The following is a 26310-nucleotide window of genomic DNA, read 5'->3' as shown; positions in this document are numbered from 1 at the left end:
CACGTTACAGCATCGTCTTTATACAAGTGAATCAAGCAATTCGTGTGGGAGCTCATCAGCAGGCTGATGTCTTCGATTAAGGAGGTGATCCAGCCGCAGGTTCCCCTACGGCTACCTTGTTACGACTTCACCCCAGTCATGAATCACACCGTGGTAACCGTCCTCCCGAAGGTTAGACTAGCTACTTCTGGTGCAACCCACTCCCATGGTGTGACGGGCGGTGTGTACAAGGCCCGGGAACGTATTCACCGCGACATTCTGATTCGCGATTACTAGCGATTCCGACTTCACGCAGTCGAGTTGCAGACTGCGATCCGGACTACGATCGGTTTTGTGAGATTAGCTCCACCTCGCGGCTTGGCGACCCTCTGTACCGACCATTGTAGCACGTGTGTAGCCCAGGCCGTAAGGGCCATGATGACTTGACGTCATCCCCACCTTCCTCCGGTTTGTCACCGGCAGTCTCCTTAGAGTGCCCACCATAACGTGCTGGTAACTAAGGACAAGGGTTGCGCTCGTTACGGGACTTAACCCAACATCTCACGACACGAGCTGACGACAGCCATGCAGCACCTGTGTCAGAGTTCCCGAAGGCACCAATCCATCTCTGGAAAGTTCTCTGCATGTCAAGGCCTGGTAAGGTTCTTCGCGTTGCTTCGAATTAAACCACATGCTCCACCGCTTGTGCGGGCCCCCGTCAATTCATTTGAGTTTTAACCTTGCGGCCGTACTCCCCAGGCGGTCAACTTAATGCGTTAGCTGCGCCACTAAAATCTCAAGGATTCCAACGGCTAGTTGACATCGTTTACGGCGTGGACTACCAGGGTATCTAATCCTGTTTGCTCCCCACGCTTTCGCACCTCAGTGTCAGTATCAGTCCAGGTGGTCGCCTTCGCCACTGGTGTTCCTTCCTATATCTACGCATTTCACCGCTACACAGGAAATTCCACCACCCTCTACTGTACTCTAGCTTGCCAGTTTTGGATGCAGTTCCCAGGTTGAGCCCGGGGCTTTCACATCCAACTTAACAAACCACCTACGCGCGCTTTACGCCCAGTAATTCCGATTAACGCTTGCACCCTCTGTATTACCGCGGCTGCTGGCACAGAGTTAGCCGGTGCTTATTCTGTCGGTAACGTCAAAACAGCAAGGTATTCGCTTACTGCCCTTCCTCCCAACTTAAAGTGCTTTACAATCCGAAGACCTTCTTCACACACGCGGCATGGCTGGATCAGGCTTTCGCCCATTGTCCAATATTCCCCACTGCTGCCTCCCGTAGGAGTCTGGACCGTGTCTCAGTTCCAGTGTGACTGATCATCCTCTCAGACCAGTTACGGATCGTCGCCTTGGTGAGCCATTACCTCACCAACTAGCTAATCCGACCTAGGCTCATCTGATAGCGCAAGGCCCGAAGGTCCCCTGCTTTCTCCCGTAGGACGTATGCGGTATTAGCGTTCCTTTCGAAACGTTGTCCCCCACTACCAGGCAGATTCCTAGGCATTACTCACCCGTCCGCCGCTGAATCGAAGAGCAAGCTCTTCTCATCCGCTCGACTTGCATGTGTTAGGCCTGCCGCCAGCGTTCAATCTGAGCCATGATCAAACTCTTCAGTTCAATACTGCTTGGGTTTTTAAGAAACCCTAAACTTGGCTCAGCAATCTCAAATGACCACTATGATTTCTCATGTGGCCACTTGTGATGCTGATAATCTTGGCGACTATCAAACCGTACTCACAAGCACCCACACGAATTGCTTGATTCAATTTGTTAAAGAGCGGTTGGTTGAGCGCTTCGTCTCAACCGAGGCGCGCATTCTACGCTTTCCTCTGTGTCTGTCAAGCGTTTATTTCGAAGTATTTTGCGAGAAACTCGTTCAACTTCAAACACTTGACTCGCTTGCGATCTCTCGTAGCGGGAGGCGAATTCTACAGCATTACAACCTGCTGTCAACTGCCTTTTTCACCGCTGACGATCTTTCGATCGAAGCCCTTGAAGCATCTCTGAAACTTCTAACTCATTGAATCTCAAGGAGTTTTCCGTTCCAACTACGCTGGAAGTGGGGCGCATTATAAGCGCTTACAGAAACCCGTCAACCGTTATTTCATAATTGCATAACATTAAGCAAAAGCGGCCCTTCGGGCTCACAAAGCACAAACAAAACGGGGAGGCCCAAAGGCCTCCCCGCTCATACCCTGCCCCAGTTACAAGCTAGGGAAGGCAAACTGCGATGCTTCATGGCTCTTGCGCTGCGGCCAGCGCTGAGTAATGGCTTTACGACGGGTATAGAAGCGCACGCCGTCGGGGCCATAGGCATGCAGGTCGCCAAACAGCGAACGCTTCCAGCCGCCGAAGCTGTGATATGCAACAGGTACCGGCAGCGGCACGTTGACACCGACCATGCCCACTTCGATCTCGTCGCAGAACAGCCGAGCCGCTTCGCCGTCACGGGTAAAGATGCAGGTGCCGTTGCCATACTCGTGATCGTTGATCAACTGCATGGCCTGCTCCAGGCTGTCGACGCGCACCACACACAGCACCGGGCCGAAGATCTCTTCTTTATAGATGCGCATTTCTGGCGAGACATTGTCGAACAGCGTGCCGCCGACAAAGTAGCCATCCTCGCAGCCTGCAACACGCAGGTCACGACCATCGACCACCAGTTTGGCACCCGAGGCAACGCCGTCATCTATATAGCCAAGTACCTTGTCGCGCGCCGCAGCAGTTACCAGCGGCCCCATGTCCAGACCACAGGAAGTGCCAGCGCCGATCTTCAGCGCGCGGATCTGCGGTTCAAGCTTGGCGATCAGCGCATCGGCTGCCTGGTCACCCACGCATACTGCGACGGAAATGGCCATGCAGCGCTCGCCGCAAGAACCATACGCCGCCCCCATCAGCGCGCTGACCGCGTTATCCAGGTCGGCATCCGGCATCACCACCGCGTGGTTCTTGGCGCCGCCCAGAGCCTGTACACGTTTGCCGCGCTTGGTGCCTTCGGCATAGATGTATTCGGCAATTGGCGTCGAGCCAACAAAACTCAGGGCTTTCACCTCTGGCGCTTCGATCAGCGCATCGACCGCTTCCTTGTCACCATGCACCACGTTGAGGATGCCCTTGGGCAGGCCAGCTTCGAGCAGCAGCTGGGCGATATACAGCGTCGAGCTTGGATCACGCTCGGACGGCTTGAGGATGAACGCGTTGCCACAGGCGATCGCCAGCGGGTACATCCACAGCGGGACCATGGCCGGGAAGTTGAACGGAGTGATACCGGCAACCACGCCCAATGGCTGGAAGTCCGACCAGGCATCGATGTTCGGGCCGACGTTGCGGCTGTACTCGCCTTTGAGCACTTCCGGGGCGGCACAAGCGAACTCGACGTTCTCGATACCACGCTTGAGTTCGCCGGCAGCGTCTTCCAGGGTCTTGCCATGCTCTTCGCTGATCATCTGCGAGATCTTCGCTTCGTTCTGCTCAAGCAACTGCTTGAAGCGGAACATCACCTGGGCGCGCTTGGCCGGCGGGGTGTTGCGCCAGGCCGGGAAGGCCGCCTTGGCCGAATCGATCGCCTCTTGCACGGTGGCACGGCTGGCCAGTTCGACCTTGCGTACGGCCTGACCGGTAGACGGGTTGAAGACATCGGCGGTGCGTTCGCCCTTGGAAACCAGTTCGCCGTTGATCAGGTGCTGAACAATGCTCATGCATAACTCCAGAAACAGGAAGGAAGGATCAGGCGCGCCGGTGCACGCCTGCCGTCAAAATCAGACAGATCAATCGATCTGGTTGAGGGTCTCGCCCACCGCGTCGAACAGGCGGTCGAGCTCCTGCGGCTGGGTGTTGAAGGTCGGGCCGAACTGCAGGGTGTCGCCGCCGTAGCGCACGTAGAAGCCTTTTTGCCACAGCTTCATCGCCACTTCGTAAGGACGCACGATGGCATCGCCGTCACGTGCCGCGATCTGGATCGCGCCGGCCAGGCCGTAGTTACGGATGTCGACGATATTCTTGGTGCCTTTGACGCCATGCAGCAGATTCTCGAAGTGCGGCGCCAGCTCGGCGGCTGACTGCACCAGGTTCTCTTTCTGCAGCAGGTCCAGCGCCGCAATGCCGGCAGCGCACGCCACCGGGTGCGCCGAGTAGGTGTAGCCGTGAGGGAATTCCACAGCGTACTCAGGCGTCGGCTGATTCATGAAGGTGCGGTAGATCTCGCTGCTGGCAACCACTGCGCCGAGAGGGATGGCGCCGTTGGTGACCTGCTTGGCGATGCACATCAAGTCCGGGGTGACGCCGAACGCTTCGGCACCGGTCATGGCGCCCATGCGGCCGAAACCGGTGATCACTTCGTCGAAGATCAGCAGAATATTGTGCTGGGTGCAGATTTCACGCAGGCGCTTGAGGTAACCCTTCGGCGGCGGCAATACACCCGCCGAGCCAGCCAGCGGCTCGACGATCACCGCAGCGATATTGGAGGCATCGTGCAGCTCGATCAACTTGAGCATCTCGTCGGCCAGGGCGATCCCGCCCTCTTCCGGCAAGCCCTTGGTGAAGGCGTTGACCGGCAGCACGGTGTGCGGCAAGTGGTCGACATCGAGCAGCTGGCCGAACATCTTGCGGTTGCCGTTGACGCCGCCCAGGCTGGTACCGGCGATGTTCACCCCATGATAGCCACGGGCGCGACCGATCATCTTGGTCTTGGTCGCCTGGCCTTTCAGGCGCCAGTAGGCACGTACCATTTTCAGCGCGGTATCGGCGCACTCGGAACCGGAGTTGGTGAAGAACACGTGATTCAGATCACCCGGAGTCAACTGGGTAATCTTTTCAGCCAGCTGGAACGACAGCGGATGGCCGTACTGGAATGCCGGCGAATAGTCGAGCACGCCAACCTGGCGCGCGACCGCTTCGCTGATTTCCTTGCGGGTATGCCCGGCACCGCAAGTCCACAGCCCAGACAGGGCATCGAAGATGCGCCGGCCCTTGTCGTCGACCAGATAGTTGCCATCGGCGGCAACGATCAGGCGCGGATCGCGCTGGAAATTACGGTTGGCGGTGTACGGCATCCAGTGCGCGTCCAGCTTGAGCTGGCTAGCGATACCGGAAGGCGCGGTTTCGGGCATGTTCATCGGGCGGTTCCTCGGCAAACGAATAGGCAACGATGGATGTTGTTGCAGCTAAATTGGCACGGCGATAAAGTCTGGAAAAGCCTACTTTTCAAATCTTCAGTTAGCAGTGGACTAAACTAATGAGCCGACGCCCCGATCCACTTGCGCAAGTCAGCGACTTCGACATCCGCCTGCTCAAGATTTACCGCAGTGTGGTCGAGTGCGGCGGTTTTTCGGCAGCGGAGAACGTGTTGGGCATCGGCCGTTCGGCGATCAGCCAGCAAATGAGCGACCTTGAGCAGCGCCTCGGCCTGCGCCTGTGCCAACGCGGCCGCGCCGGTTTTTCGCTGACCGAGGAAGGCCGCGACGTATACCACTCGGCCCTGCAACTGCTGAGCGCCATCGAGACCTTTCGCACCGAGGTCAACGGCTTGCACCAACACCTGCGCGGCGAGCTTAATATCGGCCTGACCGACAACCTGGTGACACTGCCGCACATGCGCATCACCCATGCCCTGGCCGAGCTCAAGGACCGCGGCCCGGACGTGCACATCCAGATCCGCATGATCGCCCCCAGTCAAGTCGAGCAAGGCGTGCTCGATGGCAGCCTGCATGTTGGCGTGGTGCCGCAGGCCAGCCCGCTGTCGGGCCTGGAGTACCAGCCGCTGTACAGCGAGCGGTCGTTGCTCTACTGCGCCGTTGGCCACCCGCTGTTCTATGCCGACGACCACAAGATCGACGACGAGCGGCTCAACAGCCAGGATGCGATCGCGCCGACCTTCCGCCTGCCCGGTGAAATCCAGGCGCACTATCAGGCGCTGCACTGCACGGCGAGCGCGTCCGACCGCGAGGGCATGGCGTTCTTGATCCTGACCGGGCGTTACATCGGCTACCTGCCCGATCATTACGCCAGCACCTGGGTGCAACAAGGCCGCCTGCGGGCCCTGAAACCTGCGCAGCGCCATTACGACCTGAGCCTGAACTGGGTGACACGCAAAGGCCGGCGGCCAAACCTGGTACTGGAAAGCTTCCTTGAAAGCCTTGCTGCCACACGCTAAAGGCTTGTCACTTCGGCACAGGCAGGTAATCTGTCGGACAATCCCGTTGCCTCAGCCCGTTCGGAACCGTCCATGACCCTAGAAGTCCCAGCGCATCGCCTCTCCGCCTCGGGCAAGCCCGCCGGCCGCATTCGCCAAAAGAACGAGCAGGCGATCATCCAGGCCGCCGAAGACGAGTTTGCCCGCCACGGTTTCAAGGGCACCAGCATGAATACCATCGCACTCAAGGCCGGCTTGCCCAAGGCCAACCTGCACTACTACTTCACCAACAAGCTCGGCCTGTATATCGCCGTGCTGAGCAACATCATCGAGCTGTGGGACAGCACCTTCAACGCCCTGAGCGTTGATGATGACCCAGGCCAGGCGCTGAGCCAGTACCTGCGCACCAAGATGGAGTTCTCGCGGCGCAACCCGCAGGCCTCACGGATCTTCGCCATGGAAGTGATCAGCGGTGGTCAGTGTCTGACCGAATACTTCAGCGCCGATTACCGTGAGTGGTTCCGCGGCCGTGCCGCTGTGTTCCAGGCCTGGATCGACGCCGGCAAGATGGACCCGGTCGACCCGGTGCACTTGATCTTCCTGCTCTGGGGCAGCACCCAGCACTACGCCGACTTTTCCACTCAGATCTGCCAGGTTACCGGCCGCAGCCGCCTGACCAAGCAGGACATGGAAGACGCCAGCAACAATCTTATCCACATCATTCTCAAAGGTTGCGGCATCCAACTGCCCGCCTGACCCGGACTTATGCCATCTACCCTGCTCGACCTCTGCGAGTTTCGCGAAGAGATCCGCAAGAGCCGCTTCATCACCCTCGCCGGCCCGATCAACAGCCCTGCCGAAGCGCAGAGTTTCATCGAGCGCCACAGCGACCTCGCCGCCACCCACAACTGCTGGGCCTGGAAAATCGGCGGGCAATACCGCAGCAATGACGACGGCGAACCCGGCGGCACCGCCGGCCGGCCGATCCTCGCCGCGATCGAGGCGCAGGACTGCGATCAGGTGGTGGTACTGGTGATCCGCTGGTACGGCGGTATCCAGTTAGGCACCGGCGGCCTCGCCCGGGCCTATGGCGGCGGCGCCAACAAATGCCTGCAACAGGCGCCCAAGCGTCTGTTGGTGCAGCGCAGCGAATACACCTGCAGCTGCAGTTTCAGCGAATTGGCCTTGGTCAAACTGCGTCTGGCTGACGTTGACGGGCTGGTTCTGGATGAACAGTTCACTGCCAATGGTGTAGATCTGCGGCTGGCTATCGGGCCCAGCCATCTGCCGGCACTGCAGCAGCAACTTGCCGACCTGAGCCGCGGCAGAATTGTCCTCAGCGCGTAAGTCATGGATAAAACCGCTGAAACATTACTCACAACTACTGTGCGCCTGCCTGTGGATAAGCTTGGGGCAGTCCGACCCAGGCCCCGAATTACAAGGCGCGCAGAGCATTGATCATATTTTGATCACAGTTTCGTGACAGCGCTGAAAAGCTCCGCATTACAGTAAGTTATCCCCAGCCTGCAATGACAATTCGGCCGCCGGCAGGCAAAACCTGGCCCGCCCGCTTGCGCACAAATACTGTGGAGCAGCCTGTGGATAAACCGTTAGCCACTGGCTCCGGCCCTGACGGCGCAAGGCCCGTAGCCTGCTGATCATTTTTTGCACAACCGTGCATCGGCTACCACACGCTGGCAAACTGCAGCGACTACGCTGGCAGCTCTGGTGATGGCTGCCCGGCATGCGCTACCTCTGAAGGAGTACAGAAATGACCGCAACCAAGACCGCCCTGATCATTGGCGCCTCACGAGGCCTGGGCCTTGGCCTGGTGCAGCGCCTGCACGAAGATGGCTGGAAGGTAATCGCCACCGTTCGCGACAAGGCCAACCCGGGCGACCTGGGCAGCATTGTCGGCGTGCACATCGAAACCCTCGAGATCAACAACACCGCTCAACTCGACAGCCTCAAGCAGCGCCTGCACGGCGAGACGCTGGATCTGCTGTTCGTCAACGCTGGCGTCATGGGACCGCTGCCGCAGGATCTGGAAGCGGTCAGCCAAGAGCAGATCGGCGCCTTGTTCATGACCAATGCCGTGGCGCCGATCCGCATCGCCCGCCGCCTGGCCGGGCAACTGCGCGAAGGCAGCGGCGTGCTGGCTTTCATGAGTTCGGTACTGGGTAGCGTGAGCATCCCTGATGGCGGCGAGATTCCGTTGTACAAGGCCAGCAAGGCCGCCTTGAACTCGATGATCAACAGCTACGTCGGCGAACTGCAGCGCCCCGACCTCGCCGTGCTGGCCATGCACCCGGGCTGGGTGAAAACTGCAATGGGCGGAGAAAACGCTGAAATCGACGTGTTCACCAGTACCAGCGGCATGCTCAAGCAGATCAAGGCGCACAGCGGCAATGGCGGCCTGCGCTTCATCAATTACAAGGGCGAGCCATTGGTCTGGTGAATTGAAAGCTGCAGGGCGAGGCAGTAGACTCGACGCCTCGCCCCCGCGGCGAACCTGGATCAGCAGACAGGGCAAAACTGAGCTGGCTTACCTGAACCCACTTTCAGAGGAGCCGGCACCATGCCTGCGACCCGTACCTGGTTGAAATCCCCCCTTGCCATCTTCACCGCCAACGACAGCGACGCGCGCGGCGGGCTGGTTATCGAAGACGGCAAAATCGTGCAACTGCTGGCCCTGGGCGAAAGCCCTAGCATCCCCTGCTCACAGGTGTTCGACGCCCGTGAGCACGTGATCCTGCCTGGTCTGATCAACACCCATCATCACTTCTATCAAACCCTGACCCGCGCCTGGGCGCCGGTGGTCAATCAGCCGCTGTTCCCCTGGCTGAAGACTTTATATCCGGTCTGGGCACGCCTGACTCCGGCCAAGCTCGAGCTGGCCAGTAAAGTGGCCTTGGCCGAGCTGTTGCTGTCGGGCTGCACCACCGCCGCCGACCACCACTACCTGTTCCCGCAGGGCCTGGACAACGCCATTGATGTACAGGTCGAAGCAGTCCGCGGGCTGGGCATGCGCGCCATGCTGACCCGCGGCTCGATGAGCCTGGGCGAAGACGACGGCGGCCTGCCGCCGCAGCAGACCGTGCAACAGGGCGAGGTGATCCTGGCCGACAGCCAGCGACTTATCCACAGCTACCACGAGCGTGGCGAAGGCGCGCAGATCCAGATCGCCCTGGCGCCCTGCTCACCCTTCTCGGTAACCCCGGAAATCATGCGCGCCAGTGCCGAATTGGCCGCAGAGCTGGACGTGCGCCTGCACACCCACCTGGCCGAAACCCTTGATGAAGAGGAGTTCTGCCTGCAGCGCTTTGGCCTGCGTACAGTGGATTACCTGGACAGCGTCGGCTGGCTGGGCCCGCGCACCTGGCTGGCCCACGGCATCCACTTCAACCCCGACGAAATCGCCCGCCTCGGCGCTGCCGGTACCGGCATCTGCCATTGCCCAAGCTCGAACATGCGTCTTGCTTCGGGGATTGCACCCACGGTGGATCTGGAAGCTGCCGGCGCCACGGTTGGCCTCGGCGTCGATGGCTCGGCCTCCAACGATGCCTCGAACATGATCCTCGAAGCGCGTCAGGCGCTGTATCTGCAACGGCTGCGCTATGGCGCCGAACAGATCACCCCGGAACGCGCCCTGGGCTGGGCCACCCGTGGCTCGGCGCACTTGCTGGGGCGCAGCGACATTGGCCAGCTGGCGGTTGGCAAACAGGCTGACCTGGCCCTGTTCAAGCTCGACGAGCTGCGCTTCTCGGGCAGCCATGATCCGTTGTCGGCACTGCTGCTGTGCGGCGCCGACCGTGCCGACCGGGTCATGATCGGCGGCAAATGGCGCGTGATTGACGGCCAGATCGAAGGCCTTGACGTCAAAGGCCTGATCGCCGACCACCGCCAGGCCGCAGCGCAACTGATCGCCGGTTGATATGCGCAGGCCAGGCCGGGCGCATTGCCCGGCCTGGCCCTGTAGAATGGCGACAACCGTTCCTGATCGAGATCACACACATGTACGACTGGCTGAACGCCTTGCCCAAGGCGGAACTGCACATGCACCTGGAAGGCTCGCTCGAGCCCGAGCTGCTGTTCGCCCTGGCCGAACGCAACAAGATCGCCCTGCCCTGGGCGGATGTAGAAACCCTGCGCGGCGCCTATGCCTTCAACAACCTGCAGGAGTTTCTCGACCTCTATTACCAGGGCGCCGATGTCCTGCGTACCGAGCAGGACTTCTACGACCTGACCTGGGCCTACCTGCAACGCTGCAAGGCGCAGAACGTTATTCACACCGAACCGTTCTTCGACCCGCAGACCCACACTGACCGGGGCATCCCCTTCGAAGTGGTCATGGCCGGCCTGAGCAAAGCACTGAAGGATGGCCGTGAGCAACTGGGCATCAGCAGCGGGCTGATCCTCAGCTTCCTGCGCCACCTCAGCGAAGAAGAAGCGCAAAAAACCCTCGACCAGGCGCTGCCGTTCCGCGATGCGTTCATTGCCGTCGGTCTGGACAGCTCGGAGAAAGGCCATCCGCCGAGCAAGTTCCAGCGCGTATTCGAGCGCGCCCGCAGCGAAGGCTTTGACGCAGTAGCCCACGCCGGCGAAGAAGGCCCGCCCGAGTACATATGGGAAGCCCTCGACCTGCTCAAGATCAAGCGCATCGACCACGGCGTACGCGCCATCGAAGATGAGCGGCTGATGCAGCGCATCATTGATGAGCAGATCCCGCTGACGGTGTGCCCGCTATCCAATACCAAACTCTGCGTATTCGAACACATGGGCCAGCACAACATCCTCGAGATGCTTGAGCGTGGCGTCAAAGTCACGGTCAACTCCGACGACCCGGCCTACTTCGGCGGTTATGTCACCGAGAACTTCTACGCGCTACACACCCATTTGGGCATGACCGAGGATCAAGCTCGGCGCCTGGCGCAGAACAGCCTGGACGCTCGCCTGGCCTGACCGGCAACGGTTGCCGGCAGCTCAACCCACCAGCAAGGACGGCTCTGCGCGAGCGATACGATTGATCTGCTGGATACCCAGCGGTGATATCTGCAGCCCGCGCGCACCGTCCTGTTCCTGCAGCCAGCCCGACTGCAGGAACAACGTCAGCAAGGCCTGCCCCAGGCTTCCGCCCAGATGCGGCCCCTGATCGCTCCACTCATTGCAGTGACAGATCACACAGTTGCTCAGTGGCCGCTGTGCCAAGGCCTCGATGTACACGCCGACATTGGCCAACTGCGTGCGACCTGCAAAACTCACCCGCAGCTCACCGTCGTACCCCTCCAGCCAGCCGGCAGTGACCATTCGTTGCAGCAATTCAGCCGCCAGCTCACCGCCCATATGCCCATTGCACAGGCGCGCACGGCGCATCGACAGTGGCACCTGCAGCGGTTTGACCTGGGTTACCCGCGGGCGCAAATCATTCAGATGCAGGCTGGCCAACGCCTCGACCGCCGCCCCCACAGCAGGCGTCGCCAGACGGAAATAGCGTTTGCGGCCACGGGCTTCCAGCCGCAGCAAGCCTGCCGAGGAGAGCAGGGACAAATGCGCACACGCTGAAGACGAACTCACGCCGGTCATCACCGCCAGCTCGTCGGCGGGGCGGGGCGTGCCATCGATCAACGCCCACAACATGGCGCTGCGCTTGGGGTCGGCCATCAGGCTGGCGATCTGGCTGATACTGCTGACTGCTTTCATAAGGTAACTCCCTGCTGAATCATGTCTGGGTCCATTGGCCAAACACGCCAGCGCGCTGACCTGCTTACGGTCTTGGCATAGCATTCCCTGGCAGGGAAGTCCCTCTCGCTGGCGCTGGCTGCTGGGGCCAGTATAAGCCGGGCAAAGTCCCGCGATAGCGCTTCCCGGTTCCTCTACAGACCGGACAAAGCGGTGGGTGGGGCGACCCTCGACGCATTCACCAGCAGGGCAGACCTGGCCGGCCAGAACCACCCAGCAGGCGCAAGCCTGTCTAGCCAAAGCCACAAGCGCCCTTAACGCGAGCTGAAAAGAGAAATATCCTCAGACGCTGCCGACAGCGCCTTTCCGCAAATATGGCAAACAAAAGCGAAGGATCCACTGTGGTTGCGCCTCAGCACAACTAGACAGGGCTTGTGGGAAAGGTCCACAGGCGACCGTCAGTCCGAAGCGACTCAAGGATTGGTGGCACTTGGGGGCAGCAGCGCTAGACTAAATCGGCACCTGTTCTGTGGAGGTATGCGATGAAGATCGTCGTCAGTACATCTGAACGTCACCCCAACTGCCCCTGGCAGGTTCGGCTCGACCAGCACGTGGTGAGCTTTCGCAGTGAGCGTGAAGCGCGGGCCTTTGTCGCAACATTGCAGAAGCGCCTGCAGGCCCCTCACTCGTTCAGCCTTGACGCCTGGCCTGCAAGCGCCGAGTCAGCGTCGCGACACTGACCACCAGAGCCCCGCACAGGCTGATCACCATGGCCATTGGTACCGCACTGCCATCATGCAGCAAGCTGACCAGCGCCGCCGAGCCAGCGGCAACGCTGAACTGCAGGCAGCCCATCAATGCCGACGCGCTGCCTGCGCGGTTGCCCTGACCGCTCATGGCCAACGCCGAGGCGTTGGGGATGATGCAGCCCAGGCTGGCGATGCACACGAACAACGGCAACAACAGGGGCCACAATTGCGTCGGCCGCAACGCCGCCACGCCGAGCAGGGTCAGCGCCGCCGCCAGGTACAACCACACTGCTCGCCCCAGCAATACTGCCGGGCCGCGCTTGGCCAACAACCGTGCATTGACCTGTGCAATCAGAATGAAACCCGCTGCGTTGGCACCGAACAGCCAGCCATAATGCTCGGCCGGTACCCCATATAGCTTGATGAACACGAACGGCGAGCCGGCGATGTAGGCAAACATGCCGGCAATGGCGGTGCCGCCGGTCAACGCGTGGCCGATAAACACTCGGTCAGCAAACAGCCGCAGGTATTGGCGAAACGCCCCTGACAGCGGCTGGCGCGGCATATCCGCCGGCATGCTCTCGGGCAAGCCGAAGCTGATCGCCAGCAGGCAGCCTGCGCTGAACAGGCTCAAGGCCAGGAAGATCGACTGCCAGCCAGCCAGGTTGACCAATACGCCGCCAAGCATTGGCGCAAGAATCGGCGCCAGGCCCATCACCAGCATCAATTGCGAGAAGACCTTGGCCGAGGCAACCGGGTCGCACTTGTCGCTGACAATCGCCCGTGACAGCACCATCCCCGCGCAGCCACCCAAGGCCTGGACGAAGCGCGCGACAATCAACGTATCCAGATTGGGCGCATAAGCGCAGGCCAGTGAGGCCAGGGTGAACAAGGTCACTCCGAACAGCAGCGGGATGCGCCGACCAAAGCGATCGGCTACCGGGCCGTAGGCCAACTGGCCCAGCGACAGGCCAAGGAAGTACGCGGCCAGGGTAGTCTGGATGTGTTTTTCGTCGGTCAGAAAGGCCTGAGCCATGGCCGGGAATGCTGGCAGGTAAAAGTCGATCGCCAGCGGCCCGAACGCACTCAAGGCGCCGAGAATCAGCACGTAACGCAGGTTCATCAGGAATCCATTAGCAGGCTAAGCAAGCTGCCAAGTCTAACTGCAAAGGCGGATTCTGGCGAAAACCTTTGTGACAATTCCCTGCCCAGAAGCGGCACCGGTGACATCCAGCAGCATGCTCGATCACCGGCACCGCGACACTCCAGCGTCGTCAGGCCGATTGCGCCTCGTAGCCTTCCTCACGAATGGCGGCAAGAATCTGTTCGCTGGCCAACTGGCTGTCGACGGTCACTTGCTTGGCAGCCAGATCCACCTCTACCTTGGCCGTAGCATCCTGCCCCTGTACCGCCGCAGTCACTGCTTTGACGCAGTGGCCACATGTCATGCCTTGTACATTGAAAACTTGCATTGGTCAGTCTCCTTCGTGGGTTTGCCACAGTTTCAAGCTTGCCATCGGGTCAAGGTCAAGTTATGCCGTCCTCGGCCGGACTGGCAATCCGCGCCTGGCTCAGCCAAGCTGCGCCTTTGACAGTTTATGAAGCAGGAGATTGTTCATGATCAGGCCAGCACTGAGCCTTGTCGGCTTGCTCGCCGCTTTGACCGTGGTGCCTGCGGCCAGCGCCGCTGGCAACTCGGACTACAGCGTGCTGATTATTTCGCGCGAGCGGCTCGAGGTGGCGACCACCTGCGAGATCGGCGTGTACCTCAATGACCAGCTGTCCGGTCGCCTGTTCCAGGAACAATCGACCTCGTTCAACCTGCCGCCCGGCCCGGTGGATATCCGCTTGCGCCTGTTGCCGGGGCAAGCCCCCGGTTGCAACCCTGGCCTGGAGAACCAGCACAATCAGCGCCTGACCCTGCAGGCCGGACAGATCAACAAGTATCGCATCGCCATGGACCACAGCGGCCTGCACCTGACCCGAGCCAGCCTGGACTATTGACCTTGCCCCTGTGGCAGGGTTGATGCTGCAGGCCTGTCCAAGGAGGCCAGCCATGTCTGCATCCACTGTTTTTGACCTGCCCATCAGCGGCATGACCTGCGCCAGCTGCGCCGGGCGTGTCGAGCGCGCCCTGCGCAAGGTGCCCGGCGCGGCGCAGGTTAGCGTCAACCTGGCGACCGAGACTGCCCGTGTCGAAGCTCCAGCGCAAACCCTGCCTGCGTTGGTCGAGGCTGTACGTCAGGCCGGCTACGAAGCATCCATGCCGGATGCTGCTGCGCCCGACCCTGATGATGCCCAGCGCCATTTGCGCAATGAGCGCCTGGCCGTGGCCGCTGCGGTGCTGCTGGCGCTGCCACTGGTGTTGCCGATGCTCCTGCAGCCGTTCGGCGTGCACTGGATGCTGCCGGCGTGGGCGCAGTTTGCCTTGGCTACGCCGGTGCAGTTCATCCTCGGCGCACGTTTTTACAGAGCGGCCTGGAAAGCCGTGCGCGCAGCCGCCGGCAACATGGACCTGCTGGTTGCGCTCGGCACCAGTGCCGGTTACGGCCTGAGCCTGTATCAATGGGCCAATGCTCCGCTAGGGGTAGAGCCGCACCTGTACTTCGAGGCCTCGGCAGTGGTCATCGCCCTGGTGCTGCTCGGCAAATATCTCGAAAGCCGCGCCAAACGCCAGACCGCCAGCGCCATCCGCGCCCTCGAGGCGCTGCGCCCGGAGCGCGCCCTGCGCGTGCTCGATGGGCGTGAGGAGGATGTGCCGATCAGCCAACTGCGCCTGCACGATCTGGTCCGGGTCAAACCCGGCGAGCGCTTCCCGGTCGACGGCGAAGTCATCGAAGGCAGCAGCCACGCCGACGAGGCGCTGATCAGCGGCGAGAGCCTGCCGGTACCCAAGCACCCCGGCGACCCGGTCACCGGCGGCGCCATCAATGGCGAAGGCCAATTGCTGGTACGCACCCTGGCACTCGGCACCGAAACGGTACTCGCGAGGATCATTCGCCTGGTCGAGGATGCCCAGGCGGCCAAGGCGCCGATTCAGAAACTGGTCGACCGGGTCAGCCAGGTGTTCGTCCCGGCAGTGCTGGTGATCGCTTTGATTACCCTGCTCGGCTGGTGGTGGTATGGCGCACCGCTGGAAACCGCCTTGATCAACGCCGTCGCCGTGCTGGTAATTGCCTGCCCATGTGCGCTTGGCCTGGCGACGCCTGCAGCGATCATGGCCGGCACTGGCGTGGCCGCCCGCCACGGCATTCTGATCAAGGATGCCGAAGCGCTGGAGCGCGCCCACGCCGTCAACCGCGTGGTGTTCGACAAGACCGGTACGCTGACCTCAGGCAGCCCGCGCATTGTCCACAGCCTGGCCGCCGTTGCCAATGAAGCGCACTTGTTGCGTCTGGCCGGGGCACTGCAACAGGGCAGTGAGCACCCGCTGGCCAAAGCGGTGCTCGGCGCCTGCAGCGAACATGGCCTGGACGTGCCGCCCGTCAGCGACAGCCAGTCACTGACCGGGCGCGGCATCGCCGGCGTGGTCGAGCAACGCCAGTTGGCCCTCGGCAACCGGCGTTTGCTCGAAGACAGCCAGCTGCAACCCGGCGAGCTTGCAGGCAAAGCACAGACCTGGGAAGCCGAAGGCCGCACCCTGTCGTGGCTGATCGAACAGGCACCGCAGCCGCAGGTGCTCGGCCTGCTGGCCTTTGGTGACAGCCTCAAGCCCGGTGCCGCAGAGGCCGTGCGCAGTCTGCGCGCGCGAGGCGTCAGCAGCCACCTGCTGACCGGCGACAACCGCGGCAGTGCCAAGGTGGTCGCCGACGCGCTGGGCATCGAGGATGTCTACGCCGAAGTACTGCCGGCCGACAAAGCCGCTACCGTGACCGTGCTCAAACGCGACGGCGTGGTGGCTATGGTCGGTGACGGTATCAATGACGCCCCGGCCCTGGCCGCCGCCGACATCGGTATCGCCATGGGCGGTGGCACCGATGTCGCCATGCAGGCCGCCGGCATTACCCTGATGCGCGGTGACCCGCGGCTGGTGCCGGCAGCCCTGGAAATCAGTCGCAAGACCTACGCCAAGATCCGCCAGAACCTGTTCTGGGCCTTCATCTACAACCTCGTCGGCATCCCGTTGGCCGCGTTTGGCCTGCTCAACCCGGTGCTGGCGGGCGCCGCCATGGCCCTGTCGAGCGTCAGCGTGGTGAGCAATGCGCTGTGGCTGAAAACCTGGAAACCCGACAACGACCAGCAGGAGGCACCATGAATATCGGCCAGGCTGCCCGCCTCAGCGGGCTGAGCAGCAAGATGATCCGTTATTACGAGTCGATCGGCCTGCTCAAACCGGCGCAACGCAGCGACAGCGGCTATCGCCTCTACCAACAGCAGGACCTGCACAGCCTGGCCTTCATCAAGCGCTCACGCGATCTTGGCTTTTCTCTGGAGGAAGTCGCCAGGCTGCTGACTCTGTGGCAAGACCGTGAACGCGCCAGCGCCGATGTCAAAGCCCTGGCCAACGAGCACATCGCTGCGCTGAACACACGCATCGAAGAGCTGGTCAGCCTGCGTGACACTCTCAGCCAACTGGTTGCCGATTGCCACGGCGATGACCGCCCCGACTGCCCGATCCTCAAGGATCTGGCCAGCGGCAAAGCCTGCTGTAGCTAAGACCACACTGCCCTGCCCAGTTTTGGTATGCCGTATTAGCCCAATCACGACCGAATCGTCGCCAAACGCGACGTCGGCCAATAAATACAGGGATTTGACCTCTATAAATCGCCCACGCTGCCGATGCCCTGAAGTGCCTGTTTCATGCGTCGATAAAAAAAATACTCCGGGAGCGTGGATGAACATCAAACAAAAACTGACTTGGGCGTTTGCCGTGATTGCCGGCTTGCCCATCGTCCTCGTGGCTACCCTGGTAGTGGTCAACCTGCGCGGCGAGGCCCGCGATGATTTTCTCGACAACAGCAGCCGAGAGATTCGCCAGGTCAGCAATGCGATGAACATCTTCTTCCAGGGCATCGACCAGAACGTCAACTACATGGCCGCGCAGCCAATGGTTGCCGCCACCGGCAGCGAGCTGAACAAGTACACCAGCGCCAACCCGTCCTACACCCTGGGCGAGCAAGACGCCAAGGTGCTCGACTTCTTCACCCGCCTGGCCGACGCCCACCCGGCTTACGCCTACCTGTCCTACGGGGTCGCCGACGGCGGCTACGTCGGCTGGCCGGCCGGGCAGAAGTTCGTCAATTACGATCCGCGCCAGCGCCCTTGGTACCAACTGGCGATGGCCAACCCCGGCAAGACCATCCGCACCGGCGCCTACTACTGGGCCGCCGATGATGCCGTGCTGGTCAGCACCGTGCGCACGGTAACCAACCAGCTGGGCAGCCCCGGCGGCGTGGTCAACATCGACGTCTCGCTGAACGGCCTCACCGAAATCGTCAAGAAGATCAAGCTGGGCGACAGCGGCTACCTGATCCTCATGGAAAACAACGGCAACGTGATGGTCGACCCACGCGACGCCAGCCACAATTTCAAGCAACTGAGCAGCTTTGGCGGCGGTTACGCCGAGCTGGCCAAGGCCGGCAAGGGCCTGGTGCAAGTCGAGATCAATGGCGAGCGCTACATGGCCAACATCTACCCGGATGAAACCCTCGGTTGGACCTTCATTGGCCTGATCCAGGAAGGCGAGGTAATGCAGACCACCACCCGCCTGACCTGGCTGATCGGCACCATTGCGCTGGTCCTGGCCGCGTTGTTCGCAATCGTCGGTGCCGCGTTCGCCAAGCTCATCGTGCGCCCGATCAACAGCGTCAGCAGCGGCCTGGAAGACATCGCCCAAGGCGAAGGCGACCTGACCCGCAGCCTGGAAGTCCGCGGCCGCGACGAAACCGCGCAACTGGCCGGCTGGTTCAACCAGTTCCTCGGCGCGATTCGTAGCCTGATCCAGCATATCGGCGCTGCCGCCGGCAAGATTCTCAGCACCTCCAGCAGCTCGACGCGCGTCTCCAACGACATGGCCGAAGCGGCCGGGCGTCAGCGCGAAGCAGTGGACATGGTGTCTACCGCCTTCCACGAAATGGTCGCCACCGCCAACGAAGTCGCCCGCTCCTGCAGCCAGGCGGCGCAGTCGGCCGACAGCGGCCAGCAGCAGGCGCGTGAAGGTCAGCAGCAGATCGATGCCGCGGTGCAGAGCGTTGATCGCCTGAGCCAGGAGATCGAGCAATCAGCGCAGTCGATCCAGCAACTGGAGCGTGACAGCAACGCGATCCAGTCGATTCTGGGCACCATCCGCTCGATTGCCGAGCAGACCAACCTGCTCGCCCTCAACGCCGCCATCGAAGCCGCCCGGGCCGGCGAGCAAGGCCGCGGCTTTGCTGTGGTAGCCGACGAAGTCCGCGCGCTGGCCAAGCGCACGGCAGATTCCACCGCCGAAATCGACGGCCTGCTCGGCAACCTCGCCAGTCGCACCGCTGAAGTTGCCCAGCAGATGCACGCCAGCCTGGATGTCTCGCAGCAGTCGGTCAGCCGGATTGGCCTGGCCCGCGACAGCTTTGGCCAGATCCGTGAGTCGGTCGACGTGATCCGCGACATGAACACGCAGATCGCCACCGCCGCCGAAGAGCAGCATCAGGTCGCGGAAGACATCAACCGGCACATCAGCCAGATCCACGGTGATGCGCAGTTGGTGGCAGAACTGGCCCAGGCCGCGCGGCAGGACTCGGAGAGCCTGGCTGGCCTGTCGAACGAGCTGGACAGCCTGGTCCGCCGCTTCCGCACCTGATCAGCCGGCCCGCGCCTGCTCTTGGCCAACCGTCGTCAGAGCAGGCGCAGCTCGCCTGGGGTCACGCCGAACATCTGCTTGAACGCGGCGATGTAAGCTGAGGTTGAGTCATAGCCACAGCCCAGCGCCGCTTCGGTGACACTCTCCCCGGCTTCCAGCAACGCCAGGGATGACAGCAGCCGCATGCGCTGACGCCATACCCGAAAGCTCAGGCCGGTCTCGCGCTGCAACAGGCGCATCACGGTCTTCTCCGAACAGCCCAACTGCAGCGCCCAGTCTTGCAGGGTCTGCGTCTGATCCGGCGCGGCAATCAGCTGGTTGCACAAGCGCAGCAGGCCAGGATGACGCGGCAGCGGCAAACTGAAGCCGACTTCCGGCAGCCCGCGTAACTGATCGAGCAGCACCGCGACCAAGCGCGCCTCTGCGCTATCTTCCTCTGGATAATGCGCAGGCAGCAGGCAGAACTGCTTGATCAGCTCGCGCGCCAGGGGCGTGACTTCAAGTACCCGGCATTGCGCGCTGGCCCACGGGCAGGCATCGCGGCGCACATACAGGCTGCGCATCTCGGCTTGCATCGAGGTGGCGACATCGTGCTCGAGATCAGCCGGGATCCACACGCCCCACTGCGGCGGGGCGAAGTAGCTGCCGTCGCTGGTGTAGACGCTCAAGACTCCACTGATGGCGTAGGAAAACTGCACCCAGTCATGCCGATGGCGAGTGGTCCATGAGCCGGCGCCGAGGCTCTCGGCGCGGGCATAGACGGGGCGTGGCAGGCGCTCCAGCGTAGGGATAGGGCGCGGGGCGGTCAGTTGTCCGTTGCTCGGCATGGTGTCAATCTAGTTGTTCTGATCAGACAAGCCTAACAGGTTTGCCCGAGCAGCCAGCCCAGGCTCAACGCTCGACGATCATGGTCACGCCCTGGCCGCCCGCCGCGCAGATCGAAATCAAACCGCGACCCTTGCCGGCCGTTGCCAGAAGCTTGGCCATGTTCGCCAGCACCCGACCGCCGGTTGCGGCAAACGGATGCCCCGCTGCCAGCGAACTGCCTTTGACGTTCAACTTGCTGCGGTCGATTGGCCCCAGCGCCGCGTCCAGCCCCAGCCGCGTGCGGCAATACTCGTCATCCTCCCAGGCTTTGAGCGTGCACAGCACCTGGGCGGCAAACGCCTCGTGGATTTCGTAGTAGTCAAAGTCCTGCAAGCTCAGGCCATTGCGCGCCAGCAGACGCGGCACGGCATACACCGGCGCCATCAGCAGGCCTTCCTGACCTTTGACGAAGTCCACCGCCGCGCTCTCGCCATCGACCACATAGGCCAGCACCGACAGGCCTTGCTCGGCTGCCCATTGCTCGCTGCCCAGCAGCACCAGCGAGGCGCCGTCGGTCAACGGCGTCGAGTTGCCGGCAGTGAGGGTGCCGAGGCCGCTGCGATCGAACGCCGGCTTCAATTTGGCCAACTGCTGCTGGCTCAGCTCCGGGCGCAGGTTGTTGTCGCGGCTCAAGCCCAGGTAGGGCGTGAGCAGGTCATCGTGCCAACCCTCGGCGTAAGCTGCAGCCAGCTTCTGGTGGCTGTGCAGGGCCAATTCGTCCTGGGCCTCGCGGCTGATCTGCCAGGTCTGCGCCATGCGCTCGCAATGCTCACCCATCGACAACCCGGTACGCGGCTCGCCAATGCTCGGCAAGGCCGGTTTGAGGTCGGCCGGGCGCAATTGCAGAAACGGTTTCAAGCGCTCGGCCAGGTTTTTGCCACGACCGGCCTGCAGGAGAATCCGCCGCAAGCCTTCACTGACCGCGATCGGCGCATCCGAGGTGGTGTCGACGCCACCGGCAATGCCACTGTCGATCTGCCCAAGGGCAATCTTGTTGGCCACCAGCAAAGCAGCCTCGAGGCCGGTACCACAGGCCTGCTGAATATCGTAGGCCGGGGTTTGCGCCGACAAGCGTGAGCCGAGCACACATTCGCGGGTCAGGTTCATGTCGCGTGAATGCTTGAGCACCGCCCCGGCGACCACTTCACCCAGGCGCAGCCCGTGCAAACGGTAGCGCTCAAGCAGGCCTTCGAGGGCAGCGGTTAGCATCGCCTGGTTGCTGGCCTTGGCGTAGGCGCCATTGGAGCGGGCGAACGGGATTCGATTGCCGCCCAGAATTGCGACCCGGCGAGATGAACGCATGCGGTTATTCCTCCTGAAACAATTTGATCCGTACAGACTAGGTGTTTTTAACCCGGTCGAACGACCGTTACATAAACTTGGTCCACACTTGCATGCTTGCCTTACGGGAGACCCGCAATGACTGACCGCTACCTCGGCTTCGCCAACTCCAACCTGGGCCGTCGTCTGGTCGACGCCCTCGGCCTGCCGCAACCAGCACCGCTGGAGCGCTGGCAGGCTGGCCGCCTGCGCCCGGTCGAGGGCGCGCTGGTGTTGGGCGGCGGGCCGCTGGCCAATCGGGTCGAAGCCATTGCCGCTCGGCTCACCGACGAACTCTACAGCTTTGCCGGCGATGGGCTGCAAGCGCAGCCTTGGGTAGCGGGCCTAGGGCCCAAGCTCAAGGCTGTGGTGTTCGACGCCAGCCATTTGTCCGACAGCGATCAGCTCTGCCAGTTGCGCGAGTTTTTCCAGCCGCTGCTACGCAGCTTGGCGCCAAGTGCCCATGTCGTCATCCTTGGGCGCGCTCCGGAGAGCCTCGGCGATCCGCTGGCCAGCGTCGCCCAACGCGCGCTGGAAGGCTTCAGCCGCTCGCTGGGCAAAGAGCTGCGCAACGGCGCCACCGCGCAGTTGCTGTATGTCAGCGAAGAGGCCGACGAGCAGCTGGAAGGCGCATTACGCTTCTTCCTGTCGCCCAAGAGCGCCTTTATTTCTGGCCAGGTGTTGCGCCTCCAAGGCTGCGCCAGCCAGGTACAGGACTGGACCCGCCCGCTGGCCGGGCGTCGCGCCTTGGTCACCGGCGCTGCCCGTGGCATCGGCGCGGCCATTGCGCAAACCCTCGCTCGAGATGGCGCCGAGGTGACCCTGCTCGACGTGCCGCAGGCCCGCCAGGACCTCGAAGCACTCGCGGCACGCCTGGGTGGCCGCGCCCTGGCGCTGGATATCTGCGCCAGTGATGCCGCCGAGCAGCTGCTGGCAGGCTTGCCCGAAGGTATCGACATCGTCGTGCACAACGCTGGCATCACCCGCGACAAGACCCTGGCCAACATGACTCCGGATTACTGGGACGCAGTCATGGCAGTCAACCTCAAGGCGCCGCAGGTGCTGACCCAGGCACTGCTGGACGCCGGCGCGCTCGGCGACAACGCGCGGATCATCCTGCTCGCGTCGGTCAGCGGCATCGCCGGCAACCGCGGCCAGTCCAACTACGCCGCCAGCAAGGCCGGCCTGATCGGTCTGGCCCAGGCCTGGGCACCTATCCTGGCCAGCCGCGGCGCCAGCATCAATGCCGTAGCACCTGGGTTTATTGAAACGCACATGACCGCATCGATGCCGATGGGCCTGCGCGAGGCTGGCCGGCGTCTGAGTTCGCTGGGCCAGGGCGGGCGCCCGGAAGACGTTGCCGAAGCGGTTGCCTGGCTCAGCCAGCCCGGCTCCGGCGCAGTCACCGGCCAGGCCCTGCGGGTATGTGGCCAGGCCTTGATGGGAGCATGAGCATGACGCGCCAATGGCAAGACCTGCACTGCCCCGATTCCAGCGCCAGCCTGTACTTGCGGGCCTTGAGCAAACGCAAGATCAGCGGCGACCAGTTACCCACCAGCGGCTTGCGCTGCCAGTTGCGGGTGCAGCCTGACAATCTCGCGGCCTATCGCCGGCTGTGTCACTTCACCGACAACGGCCGCTTGCCGGCCACCTATCCGCATGTAATGGCCTTCACCCTGCAACTGCAACTGCTGACTGCGGCAGATTTCCCCTTCCCGCTGCTGGGGCTGGTTCACCTGCACAACAGCATTCAGGTACTGCGCCCGCTCGGCGCCATCGACGGGCTGCACTTCGCGGTGTATGCCGACAACCTGCAGCCCCACCCCAAGGGCGGCACCTTCGAACTGATCACCGAAGCCGAAGACGGCCTCGGCCTGCTCTGGCGCGAAACCAGTCGCATGCTGGTGCGCGGCCTCAAGCTTGAAGCAGCGGCCAGTGAGCCGGTCGAGGCCGAGCTCGCCAGTGAGCTGGCCGAGGTCACCCGCTGGTACGCCGATAGCGATATCGGCCGGCGCTATGCCAAGATCTGTGGCGACTACAACCCGATCCACCTGAGTGCGCCAACCGCCAAGCTGTTCGGCTTCCCCAAGGCGATCGCCCATGGCATGTGGAGCAAGGCCATGGCCATGGCTGCGCTGGCCGGGCACCTGCCGGCGGCCGGCTATGTGTTCGAAGTGGATTTTCTCAAACCGGTACGTTTGCCGTCGGAGGTAGTGCTCAGCGCCAGTGCTGCCGGCGCGCAAGGCGAGCTGCGCCTGGATGGCCACGCTGACCTGCTGCACATGCTGGGCCGCTGGCAGCCGATTGCGCCGAACTGATCGGCAAACTTGCTTTACGTCGGGGCTGGCCGGAAGCTATGCGCCATTAGGAGAGCCCCGATGAACTTGCAAGAACTGACCACACGCCTGCACCAGATCCGCGACAACAACGACTGGCGCGGCTTTCACAGTCCGAAAAACCTGGCCATGGCCGCCAGCGTGGAAATGGCCGAGCTGGTAGAAATCTTCCAGTGGCTGACCGAAGACCAGTCGCGCCAGCTCGCCCCCGAGCAACTCGCCCATGCCGGCCAGGAGGTCGGCGACGTGGTCCTCTATCTGCTGTTGCTGTGCAGCGAGCTGGGGCTGGACATGGACCAGGTGGTGCGGGCCAAGCTGGCCGACAGCGAAAGGCGCTTCGCGCGATGAACGACCGTCATTTCGATCACCTGGCCACGCGCTTCGCAGAAAAAATCTACGGCGGTGCCAAAGGTGCCATCCGCTTGGCTGTGCTCCAAGCCGACCTCGCCGAAGCCTTGCCCGATCGCCCGCTGCGTATTCTCGACATCGGCGCCGGCCTTGGCCACATGGCGCTGTGGCTGGCCGAGCGCGGGCATCAGGTGACCCTCGCCGAGCCGGCGGCACCGATGATCGATGGCGCCAGGGCCCGCTTTGCCGAAGCCGGGCAGACCGCGACTTTCATCCAGGCCCCCTGGCAAGATCTGCTTGGCCAGTTAACCGAGCCTTATGACCTGGTGCTGTGCCATGCCGTGCTCGAGTGGCTGGCCGAACCCGAGACCATTCTGCCGGTGCTGCATCAACTGACGGCGCCGGGTGGCTGGCTATCGCTGGCATTCTACAACCGCGATGCACTGGTTTACCGCAACCTGCTCAAGGGCCATTTCCGCAAGCTGCGCAGCAATCACCTGGCCGGCGAGAAGCAGAGCCTGACCCCGCAGAAACCACTTGATCCGCGCGAACTGCGCGCGCAACTTGAAGGCCTGTGGGCGGTCGAAACTGAAAGTGGCGTTCGCGTGTTCCACGACTACATGCCCAAGGACTTCCAGGACAAGGCCGAGCTGCTCGACCTGCTCGAGATGGAGCTGGCTCACCGCCGCCACCCAAGCTTCGCCGGCCTGGGCCGCTACCTGCATTGGGTCTGCCGCCCGCTCTGACTGCACCGCGCCAGGAGGAACCATGCTCAACCGTCTTGTCTGCCTGGCCCTGCTGCCCTTCGCCCTGGCCGCGTGCCAGGGCACCAACCCGTATGTGGCCAGCGGCAAGCCGATCCCGCCCGCCCCGGCCAGTGCCGCGACCACCTTTGATCGCAGCGCCTACCCAAGCGCGCCACGCGACTACGGCCGCTACCGCAGCTGGGGCTGGCGCAATGGTCAGTTGCCCAGCGGCACAGCCAACGCCGACCCCGCGCAACTGGCCGATGCCGTCAGCGGCGCGCTCGATCAGCACGGGCTGCGCCCGGCGCACAATGGCCAGGCGGATCTGTTGGTCAGCGCCGACCTGCGCCTGGAGCGACGCCTGCGCCAGGTCCGCGATTACGACTACGATCCTTACTACGGTGGCGCACCGTATGGCGGCATTGGTTATGGCGGCTACCGCAACGGCTACGGCGCGTACGGCAGCGTGCCGATCGTGCGCACCTACCAGGTTGAGGTGATGGTGGTGCACATCGCCTTTTTCGATGCCCGTGATGGTCAGCCGGTGTGGAGCGCCAGCGCCGAAAGCGGCGCCGACAACGACTCACCACGCGACCGCGAGAGCGCTCTGCGCGAATCCGTGCACAAGGCACTCAACGGCTATCCTCCCAGTTAACGCTTAACGGAGAAACCACCATGCTGCGCAGTCTCGTTGTGTTGTCCCTGGCGTTGCTGCTCGGCGCCTGTTCGAGCAATAACGTCCAGCAGGATTTCGACGCCAGTCGCGATTTTGCCGGCTATCGCACCTGGGCCTGGCAGGAGCCGGCCTTGCAATACCGCCCGGACGATCCACGGATCAAGAGCGACCTCACTGAACAGCGGATTCGCCAGGCGGTCGAGCAGCAGCTCGATCAACGCGGCTTGCGCCTGGCCCAGGGTAACGCTCGCGCAGACCTCAAACTGCGCGTCTACCTGATCGTCGAGCAGCGCCAGCAGCAGATCACCACCAACTATGGCGGCGGCTGGGGCGGTTACTGGGGTGGCTATTGGGGCGGGCCGATGTACAACGAAACGCGCAACGTCGACTACAAGGTCGCGACCATTCAGGTCGACATGTTCGACGGCCGCGATGACAAGCTGGTCTGGCGCGGCAGCGCCGAGCAGATCATGAACCGCTACCCGCCAAGCCCGGAAGAGCGTAACCAGGCGATTCAGAAGACCGTCGACCAGGTCCTCAGCCAGTATCCACCAGGCCGCGCCAAATAGCCCTGAGCGCCACAGGTTCGCCTGTGGCGCATCACGCGCTGCCATCAAGGCAACTCGCCATCACTTTGACTACACTCCTGACACCGCCGCCACGCTGCATGGCTGAAGGTCGGCA

25 protein-coding genes, 1 rRNA gene and 1 pseudogene are annotated in these 26310 nt (G+C 62.5%); 19 read left to right on the top strand and 8 right to left on the bottom strand.

Going from position 1 to position 26310, the window contains the following annotated elements:
* Window positions 1-77: 77 nt before the first annotated feature.
* Window positions 78-1614 (bottom strand): 16S ribosomal RNA (locus tag CXQ80_RS02530).
* Between the two features lie 50 nt (window positions 1615-1664).
* Here CXQ80_RS02530 and CXQ80_RS02525 point away from each other — a divergent pair.
* Window positions 1665-2021 (top strand): hypothetical protein, encoded by a 357-nt coding sequence (locus CXQ80_RS02525; RefSeq protein WP_101316180.1) that lies wholly within the window; start codon window positions 1665-1667, stop codon window positions 2019-2021.
* Between the two features lie 180 nt (window positions 2022-2201).
* Here CXQ80_RS02525 and CXQ80_RS02520 read toward each other — a convergent pair whose 3' ends face one another.
* Both CXQ80_RS02520 and CXQ80_RS02515 read right to left on the bottom strand, forming a co-directional pair.
* Window positions 2202-3695 carry a CoA-acylating methylmalonate-semialdehyde dehydrogenase gene (locus CXQ80_RS02520; RefSeq protein ID WP_101316178.1) on the bottom strand — a complete coding sequence of 498 codons (1494 nt, stop codon included), beginning with the start codon at window positions 3693-3695 and terminating at the stop codon, window positions 2202-2204.
* A 69-nt stretch (window positions 3696-3764) separates the two neighbouring features.
* The gene (locus CXQ80_RS02515; RefSeq protein ID WP_101316176.1) at window positions 3765-5111 is read right to left on the bottom strand and encodes an aspartate aminotransferase family protein; all 1347 of its coding nucleotides are present in this window, start codon (window positions 5109-5111) and stop codon (window positions 3765-3767) included.
* A 119-nt stretch (window positions 5112-5230) separates the two neighbouring features.
* On the opposite strand from CXQ80_RS02515, the gene CXQ80_RS02510 reads away from it, so the two are divergent.
* The 6 genes from CXQ80_RS02510 to CXQ80_RS02485 all read left to right on the top strand — a co-directional run bounded on the left by CXQ80_RS02510 (window position 5231) and on the right by CXQ80_RS02485 (window position 11089).
* The gene (locus CXQ80_RS02510) at window positions 5231-6148 is read left to right on the top strand and encodes a LysR family transcriptional regulator (RefSeq protein WP_101316174.1); all 918 of its coding nucleotides are present in this window, start codon (window positions 5231-5233) and stop codon (window positions 6146-6148) included.
* A gap of 72 nt (window positions 6149-6220) precedes the next feature.
* Entirely contained in the window at window positions 6221-6883 is a 663-nt protein-coding gene (locus tag CXQ80_RS02505) for a TetR/AcrR family transcriptional regulator (protein ID WP_101316172.1), read from the top strand.
* Between the two features lie 9 nt (window positions 6884-6892).
* A complete protein-coding gene (locus CXQ80_RS02500; RefSeq protein ID WP_101316170.1) occupies window positions 6893-7474 on the top strand; it encodes a YigZ family protein in 582 nt (193 codons plus the stop codon).
* A gap of 424 nt (window positions 7475-7898) precedes the next feature.
* Window positions 7899-8585, top strand: coding sequence for an SDR family oxidoreductase (locus tag CXQ80_RS02495; protein WP_101316168.1), 687 nt, complete (start codon window positions 7899-7901; stop codon window positions 8583-8585).
* A 120-nt stretch (window positions 8586-8705) separates the two neighbouring features.
* A complete protein-coding gene (locus CXQ80_RS02490) occupies window positions 8706-10061 on the top strand; it encodes an 8-oxoguanine deaminase (protein ID WP_101316166.1) in 1356 nt (451 codons plus the stop codon).
* Window positions 10062-10141: 80 nt separating this feature from the next.
* Window positions 10142-11089 carry an adenosine deaminase gene (locus CXQ80_RS02485; protein ID WP_101316164.1) on the top strand — a complete coding sequence of 316 codons (948 nt, stop codon included), beginning with the start codon at window positions 10142-10144 and terminating at the stop codon, window positions 11087-11089.
* 21 nt (window positions 11090-11110) lie between these two features.
* Here the strand turns inward: CXQ80_RS02485 and CXQ80_RS02480 are convergent, their stop codons facing one another.
* The gene (locus tag CXQ80_RS02480; RefSeq protein WP_101316162.1) at window positions 11111-11827 is read right to left on the bottom strand and encodes a helix-turn-helix transcriptional regulator; all 717 of its coding nucleotides are present in this window, start codon (window positions 11825-11827) and stop codon (window positions 11111-11113) included.
* Window positions 11828-12348: 521 nt separating this feature from the next.
* Here CXQ80_RS02480 and CXQ80_RS24920 point away from each other — a divergent pair.
* Entirely contained in the window at window positions 12349-12546 is a 198-nt protein-coding gene (locus CXQ80_RS24920; protein WP_101316160.1) for a hypothetical protein, read from the top strand.
* Here the strand turns inward: CXQ80_RS24920 and CXQ80_RS02470 are convergent.
* Entirely contained in the window at window positions 12497-13678 is a 1182-nt protein-coding gene (locus CXQ80_RS02470) for a multidrug effflux MFS transporter (RefSeq protein ID WP_101316158.1), read from the bottom strand. The genes CXQ80_RS24920 and CXQ80_RS02470 overlap by 50 nt on opposite strands.
* Window positions 13679-13829: 151 nt before the next feature.
* On the bottom strand, window positions 13830-14027 hold the full coding sequence (locus CXQ80_RS02465; RefSeq protein WP_101316156.1) for a heavy-metal-associated domain-containing protein: 198 nt from the start codon (window positions 14025-14027) through the stop codon (window positions 13830-13832).
* Window positions 14028-14172: 145 nt separating this feature from the next.
* On the opposite strand from CXQ80_RS02465, the gene CXQ80_RS02460 reads away from it, so the two are divergent.
* The 5 genes and pseudogenes from CXQ80_RS02460 (at window position 14173) to CXQ80_RS25195 (ending at window position 19333) form a co-directional block, all read left to right on the top strand.
* Complete coding sequence (locus tag CXQ80_RS02460) at window positions 14173-14559, top strand: hypothetical protein (RefSeq protein ID WP_101316154.1); 387 nt, start codon at window positions 14173-14175, stop codon at window positions 14557-14559.
* Between the two features lie 52 nt (window positions 14560-14611).
* The gene (locus CXQ80_RS02455) at window positions 14612-16810 is read left to right on the top strand and encodes a cation-translocating P-type ATPase (protein WP_101316152.1); all 2199 of its coding nucleotides are present in this window, start codon (window positions 14612-14614) and stop codon (window positions 16808-16810) included.
* On the top strand, window positions 16807-17211 hold the full coding sequence (cueR, locus tag CXQ80_RS02450) for a Cu(I)-responsive transcriptional regulator (protein WP_101316150.1): 405 nt from the start codon (window positions 16807-16809) through the stop codon (window positions 17209-17211). Before CXQ80_RS02455 ends, cueR begins: the two co-directional genes overlap by 4 nt.
* A pseudogene (locus CXQ80_RS25200) lies at window positions 17150-18475 on the top strand (cache domain-containing protein); the annotation flags it as partial. The gene cueR and the pseudogene CXQ80_RS25200, both read left to right, overlap by 62 nt.
* Before the next feature lie 90 nt (window positions 18476-18565).
* Window positions 18566-19333 (top strand): methyl-accepting chemotaxis protein, encoded by a 768-nt coding sequence (locus CXQ80_RS25195; protein ID WP_371411600.1) that lies wholly within the window; start codon window positions 18566-18568, stop codon window positions 19331-19333.
* A gap of 35 nt (window positions 19334-19368) precedes the next feature.
* Here CXQ80_RS25195 and CXQ80_RS02440 read toward each other — a convergent pair whose 3' ends face one another.
* Together CXQ80_RS02440 and CXQ80_RS02435 are read right to left on the bottom strand one after the other, a co-directional pair.
* Window positions 19369-20160 (bottom strand): helix-turn-helix transcriptional regulator, encoded by a 792-nt coding sequence (locus tag CXQ80_RS02440; RefSeq protein ID WP_101316146.1) that lies wholly within the window; start codon window positions 20158-20160, stop codon window positions 19369-19371.
* 64 nt (window positions 20161-20224) lie between these two features.
* Window positions 20225-21502, bottom strand: coding sequence for an acetyl-CoA C-acetyltransferase (locus CXQ80_RS02435; RefSeq protein ID WP_101316144.1), 1278 nt, complete (start codon window positions 21500-21502; stop codon window positions 20225-20227).
* A 117-nt stretch (window positions 21503-21619) separates the two neighbouring features.
* Here CXQ80_RS02435 and CXQ80_RS02430 point away from each other — a divergent pair, with 117 nt between their 5' ends.
* The 6 genes from CXQ80_RS02430 to CXQ80_RS02405 are packed head-to-tail and all read left to right on the top strand — an operon-like array spanning window position 21620 to window position 26195.
* A complete protein-coding gene (locus CXQ80_RS02430) occupies window positions 21620-22972 on the top strand; it encodes a 3-oxoacyl-ACP reductase (protein WP_101316142.1) in 1353 nt (450 codons plus the stop codon).
* Window positions 22973-22974: 2 nt separating this feature from the next.
* Window positions 22975-23838: a MaoC/PaaZ C-terminal domain-containing protein gene (locus CXQ80_RS02425; RefSeq protein ID WP_101322934.1), complete on the top strand. Its 864-nt coding sequence runs from the start codon at window positions 22975-22977 to the stop codon at window positions 23836-23838.
* A 60-nt stretch (window positions 23839-23898) separates the two neighbouring features.
* Complete coding sequence (locus CXQ80_RS02420; protein ID WP_101316140.1) at window positions 23899-24204, top strand: MazG-like family protein; 306 nt, start codon at window positions 23899-23901, stop codon at window positions 24202-24204.
* A complete protein-coding gene (locus CXQ80_RS02415; protein WP_101316138.1) occupies window positions 24201-24950 on the top strand; it encodes a methyltransferase domain-containing protein in 750 nt (249 codons plus the stop codon). Before CXQ80_RS02420 ends, CXQ80_RS02415 begins: the two co-directional genes overlap by 4 nt.
* 22 nt (window positions 24951-24972) lie before the next feature.
* On the top strand, window positions 24973-25605 hold the full coding sequence (locus CXQ80_RS02410; protein ID WP_101316136.1) for a DUF4136 domain-containing protein: 633 nt from the start codon (window positions 24973-24975) through the stop codon (window positions 25603-25605).
* 20 nt (window positions 25606-25625) lie between these two features.
* A complete protein-coding gene (locus tag CXQ80_RS02405; protein ID WP_101316134.1) occupies window positions 25626-26195 on the top strand; it encodes a DUF4136 domain-containing protein in 570 nt (189 codons plus the stop codon).
* Window positions 26196-26310: the final 115 nt, after the last annotated feature.

Origin of the sequence: Pseudomonas sp. 02C 26 (assembly GCF_002843585.1) — a bacterium.
Lineage (GTDB): Bacteria > Pseudomonadota > Gammaproteobacteria > Pseudomonadales > Pseudomonadaceae > Aquipseudomonas > Aquipseudomonas shirazensis.
Note: the sequence above shows the minus strand (reverse complement) of the source record. Positions and strands in the feature narration are given on the sequence as shown.

Coding starts and splice junctions, on each gene's coding strand:
- CXQ80_RS02525 (WP_101316180.1), top strand. CDS start 1,665: ATGACCACTATGATTTCTCATGTGGCCACTTGTGATGCTGATAATCTT.
- CXQ80_RS02470 (WP_101316158.1), bottom strand. CDS start 13,678: ATGAACCTGCGTTACGTGCTGATTCTCGGCGCCTTGAGTGCGTTCGGG.
- CXQ80_RS02505 (WP_101316172.1), top strand. CDS start 6,221: ATGACCCTAGAAGTCCCAGCGCATCGCCTCTCCGCCTCGGGCAAGCCC.
- CXQ80_RS02420 (WP_101316140.1), top strand. CDS start 23,899: ATGAACTTGCAAGAACTGACCACACGCCTGCACCAGATCCGCGACAAC.
- CXQ80_RS02440 (WP_101316146.1), bottom strand. CDS start 20,160: ATGCCGAGCAACGGACAACTGACCGCCCCGCGCCCTATCCCTACGCTG.
- CXQ80_RS02485 (WP_101316164.1), top strand. CDS start 10,142: ATGTACGACTGGCTGAACGCCTTGCCCAAGGCGGAACTGCACATGCAC.
- CXQ80_RS02405 (WP_101316134.1), top strand. CDS start 25,626: ATGCTGCGCAGTCTCGTTGTGTTGTCCCTGGCGTTGCTGCTCGGCGCC.
- CXQ80_RS02425 (WP_101322934.1), top strand. CDS start 22,975: ATGACGCGCCAATGGCAAGACCTGCACTGCCCCGATTCCAGCGCCAGC.
- CXQ80_RS02455 (WP_101316152.1), top strand. CDS start 14,612: ATGTCTGCATCCACTGTTTTTGACCTGCCCATCAGCGGCATGACCTGC.
- CXQ80_RS02490 (WP_101316166.1), top strand. CDS start 8,706: ATGCCTGCGACCCGTACCTGGTTGAAATCCCCCCTTGCCATCTTCACC.
- CXQ80_RS24920 (WP_101316160.1), top strand. CDS start 12,349: ATGAAGATCGTCGTCAGTACATCTGAACGTCACCCCAACTGCCCCTGG.
- CXQ80_RS02410 (WP_101316136.1), top strand. CDS start 24,973: ATGCTCAACCGTCTTGTCTGCCTGGCCCTGCTGCCCTTCGCCCTGGCC.
- CXQ80_RS02415 (WP_101316138.1), top strand. CDS start 24,201: ATGAACGACCGTCATTTCGATCACCTGGCCACGCGCTTCGCAGAAAAA.
- CXQ80_RS02500 (WP_101316170.1), top strand. CDS start 6,893: ATGCCATCTACCCTGCTCGACCTCTGCGAGTTTCGCGAAGAGATCCGC.
- CXQ80_RS02510 (WP_101316174.1), top strand. CDS start 5,231: ATGAGCCGACGCCCCGATCCACTTGCGCAAGTCAGCGACTTCGACATC.
- CXQ80_RS02435 (WP_101316144.1), bottom strand. CDS start 21,502: ATGCGTTCATCTCGCCGGGTCGCAATTCTGGGCGGCAATCGAATCCCG.
- CXQ80_RS02430 (WP_101316142.1), top strand. CDS start 21,620: ATGACTGACCGCTACCTCGGCTTCGCCAACTCCAACCTGGGCCGTCGT.
- cueR (WP_101316150.1), top strand. CDS start 16,807: ATGAATATCGGCCAGGCTGCCCGCCTCAGCGGGCTGAGCAGCAAGATG.
- CXQ80_RS02515 (WP_101316176.1), bottom strand. CDS start 5,111: ATGAACATGCCCGAAACCGCGCCTTCCGGTATCGCTAGCCAGCTCAAG.
- CXQ80_RS02465 (WP_101316156.1), bottom strand. CDS start 14,027: ATGCAAGTTTTCAATGTACAAGGCATGACATGTGGCCACTGCGTCAAA.
- CXQ80_RS02460 (WP_101316154.1), top strand. CDS start 14,173: ATGATCAGGCCAGCACTGAGCCTTGTCGGCTTGCTCGCCGCTTTGACC.
- CXQ80_RS02520 (WP_101316178.1), bottom strand. CDS start 3,695: ATGAGCATTGTTCAGCACCTGATCAACGGCGAACTGGTTTCCAAGGGC.
- CXQ80_RS25195 (WP_371411600.1), top strand. CDS start 18,566: ATGGCCGAAGCGGCCGGGCGTCAGCGCGAAGCAGTGGACATGGTGTCT.
- CXQ80_RS02480 (WP_101316162.1), bottom strand. CDS start 11,827: ATGAAAGCAGTCAGCAGTATCAGCCAGATCGCCAGCCTGATGGCCGAC.
- CXQ80_RS02495 (WP_101316168.1), top strand. CDS start 7,899: ATGACCGCAACCAAGACCGCCCTGATCATTGGCGCCTCACGAGGCCTG.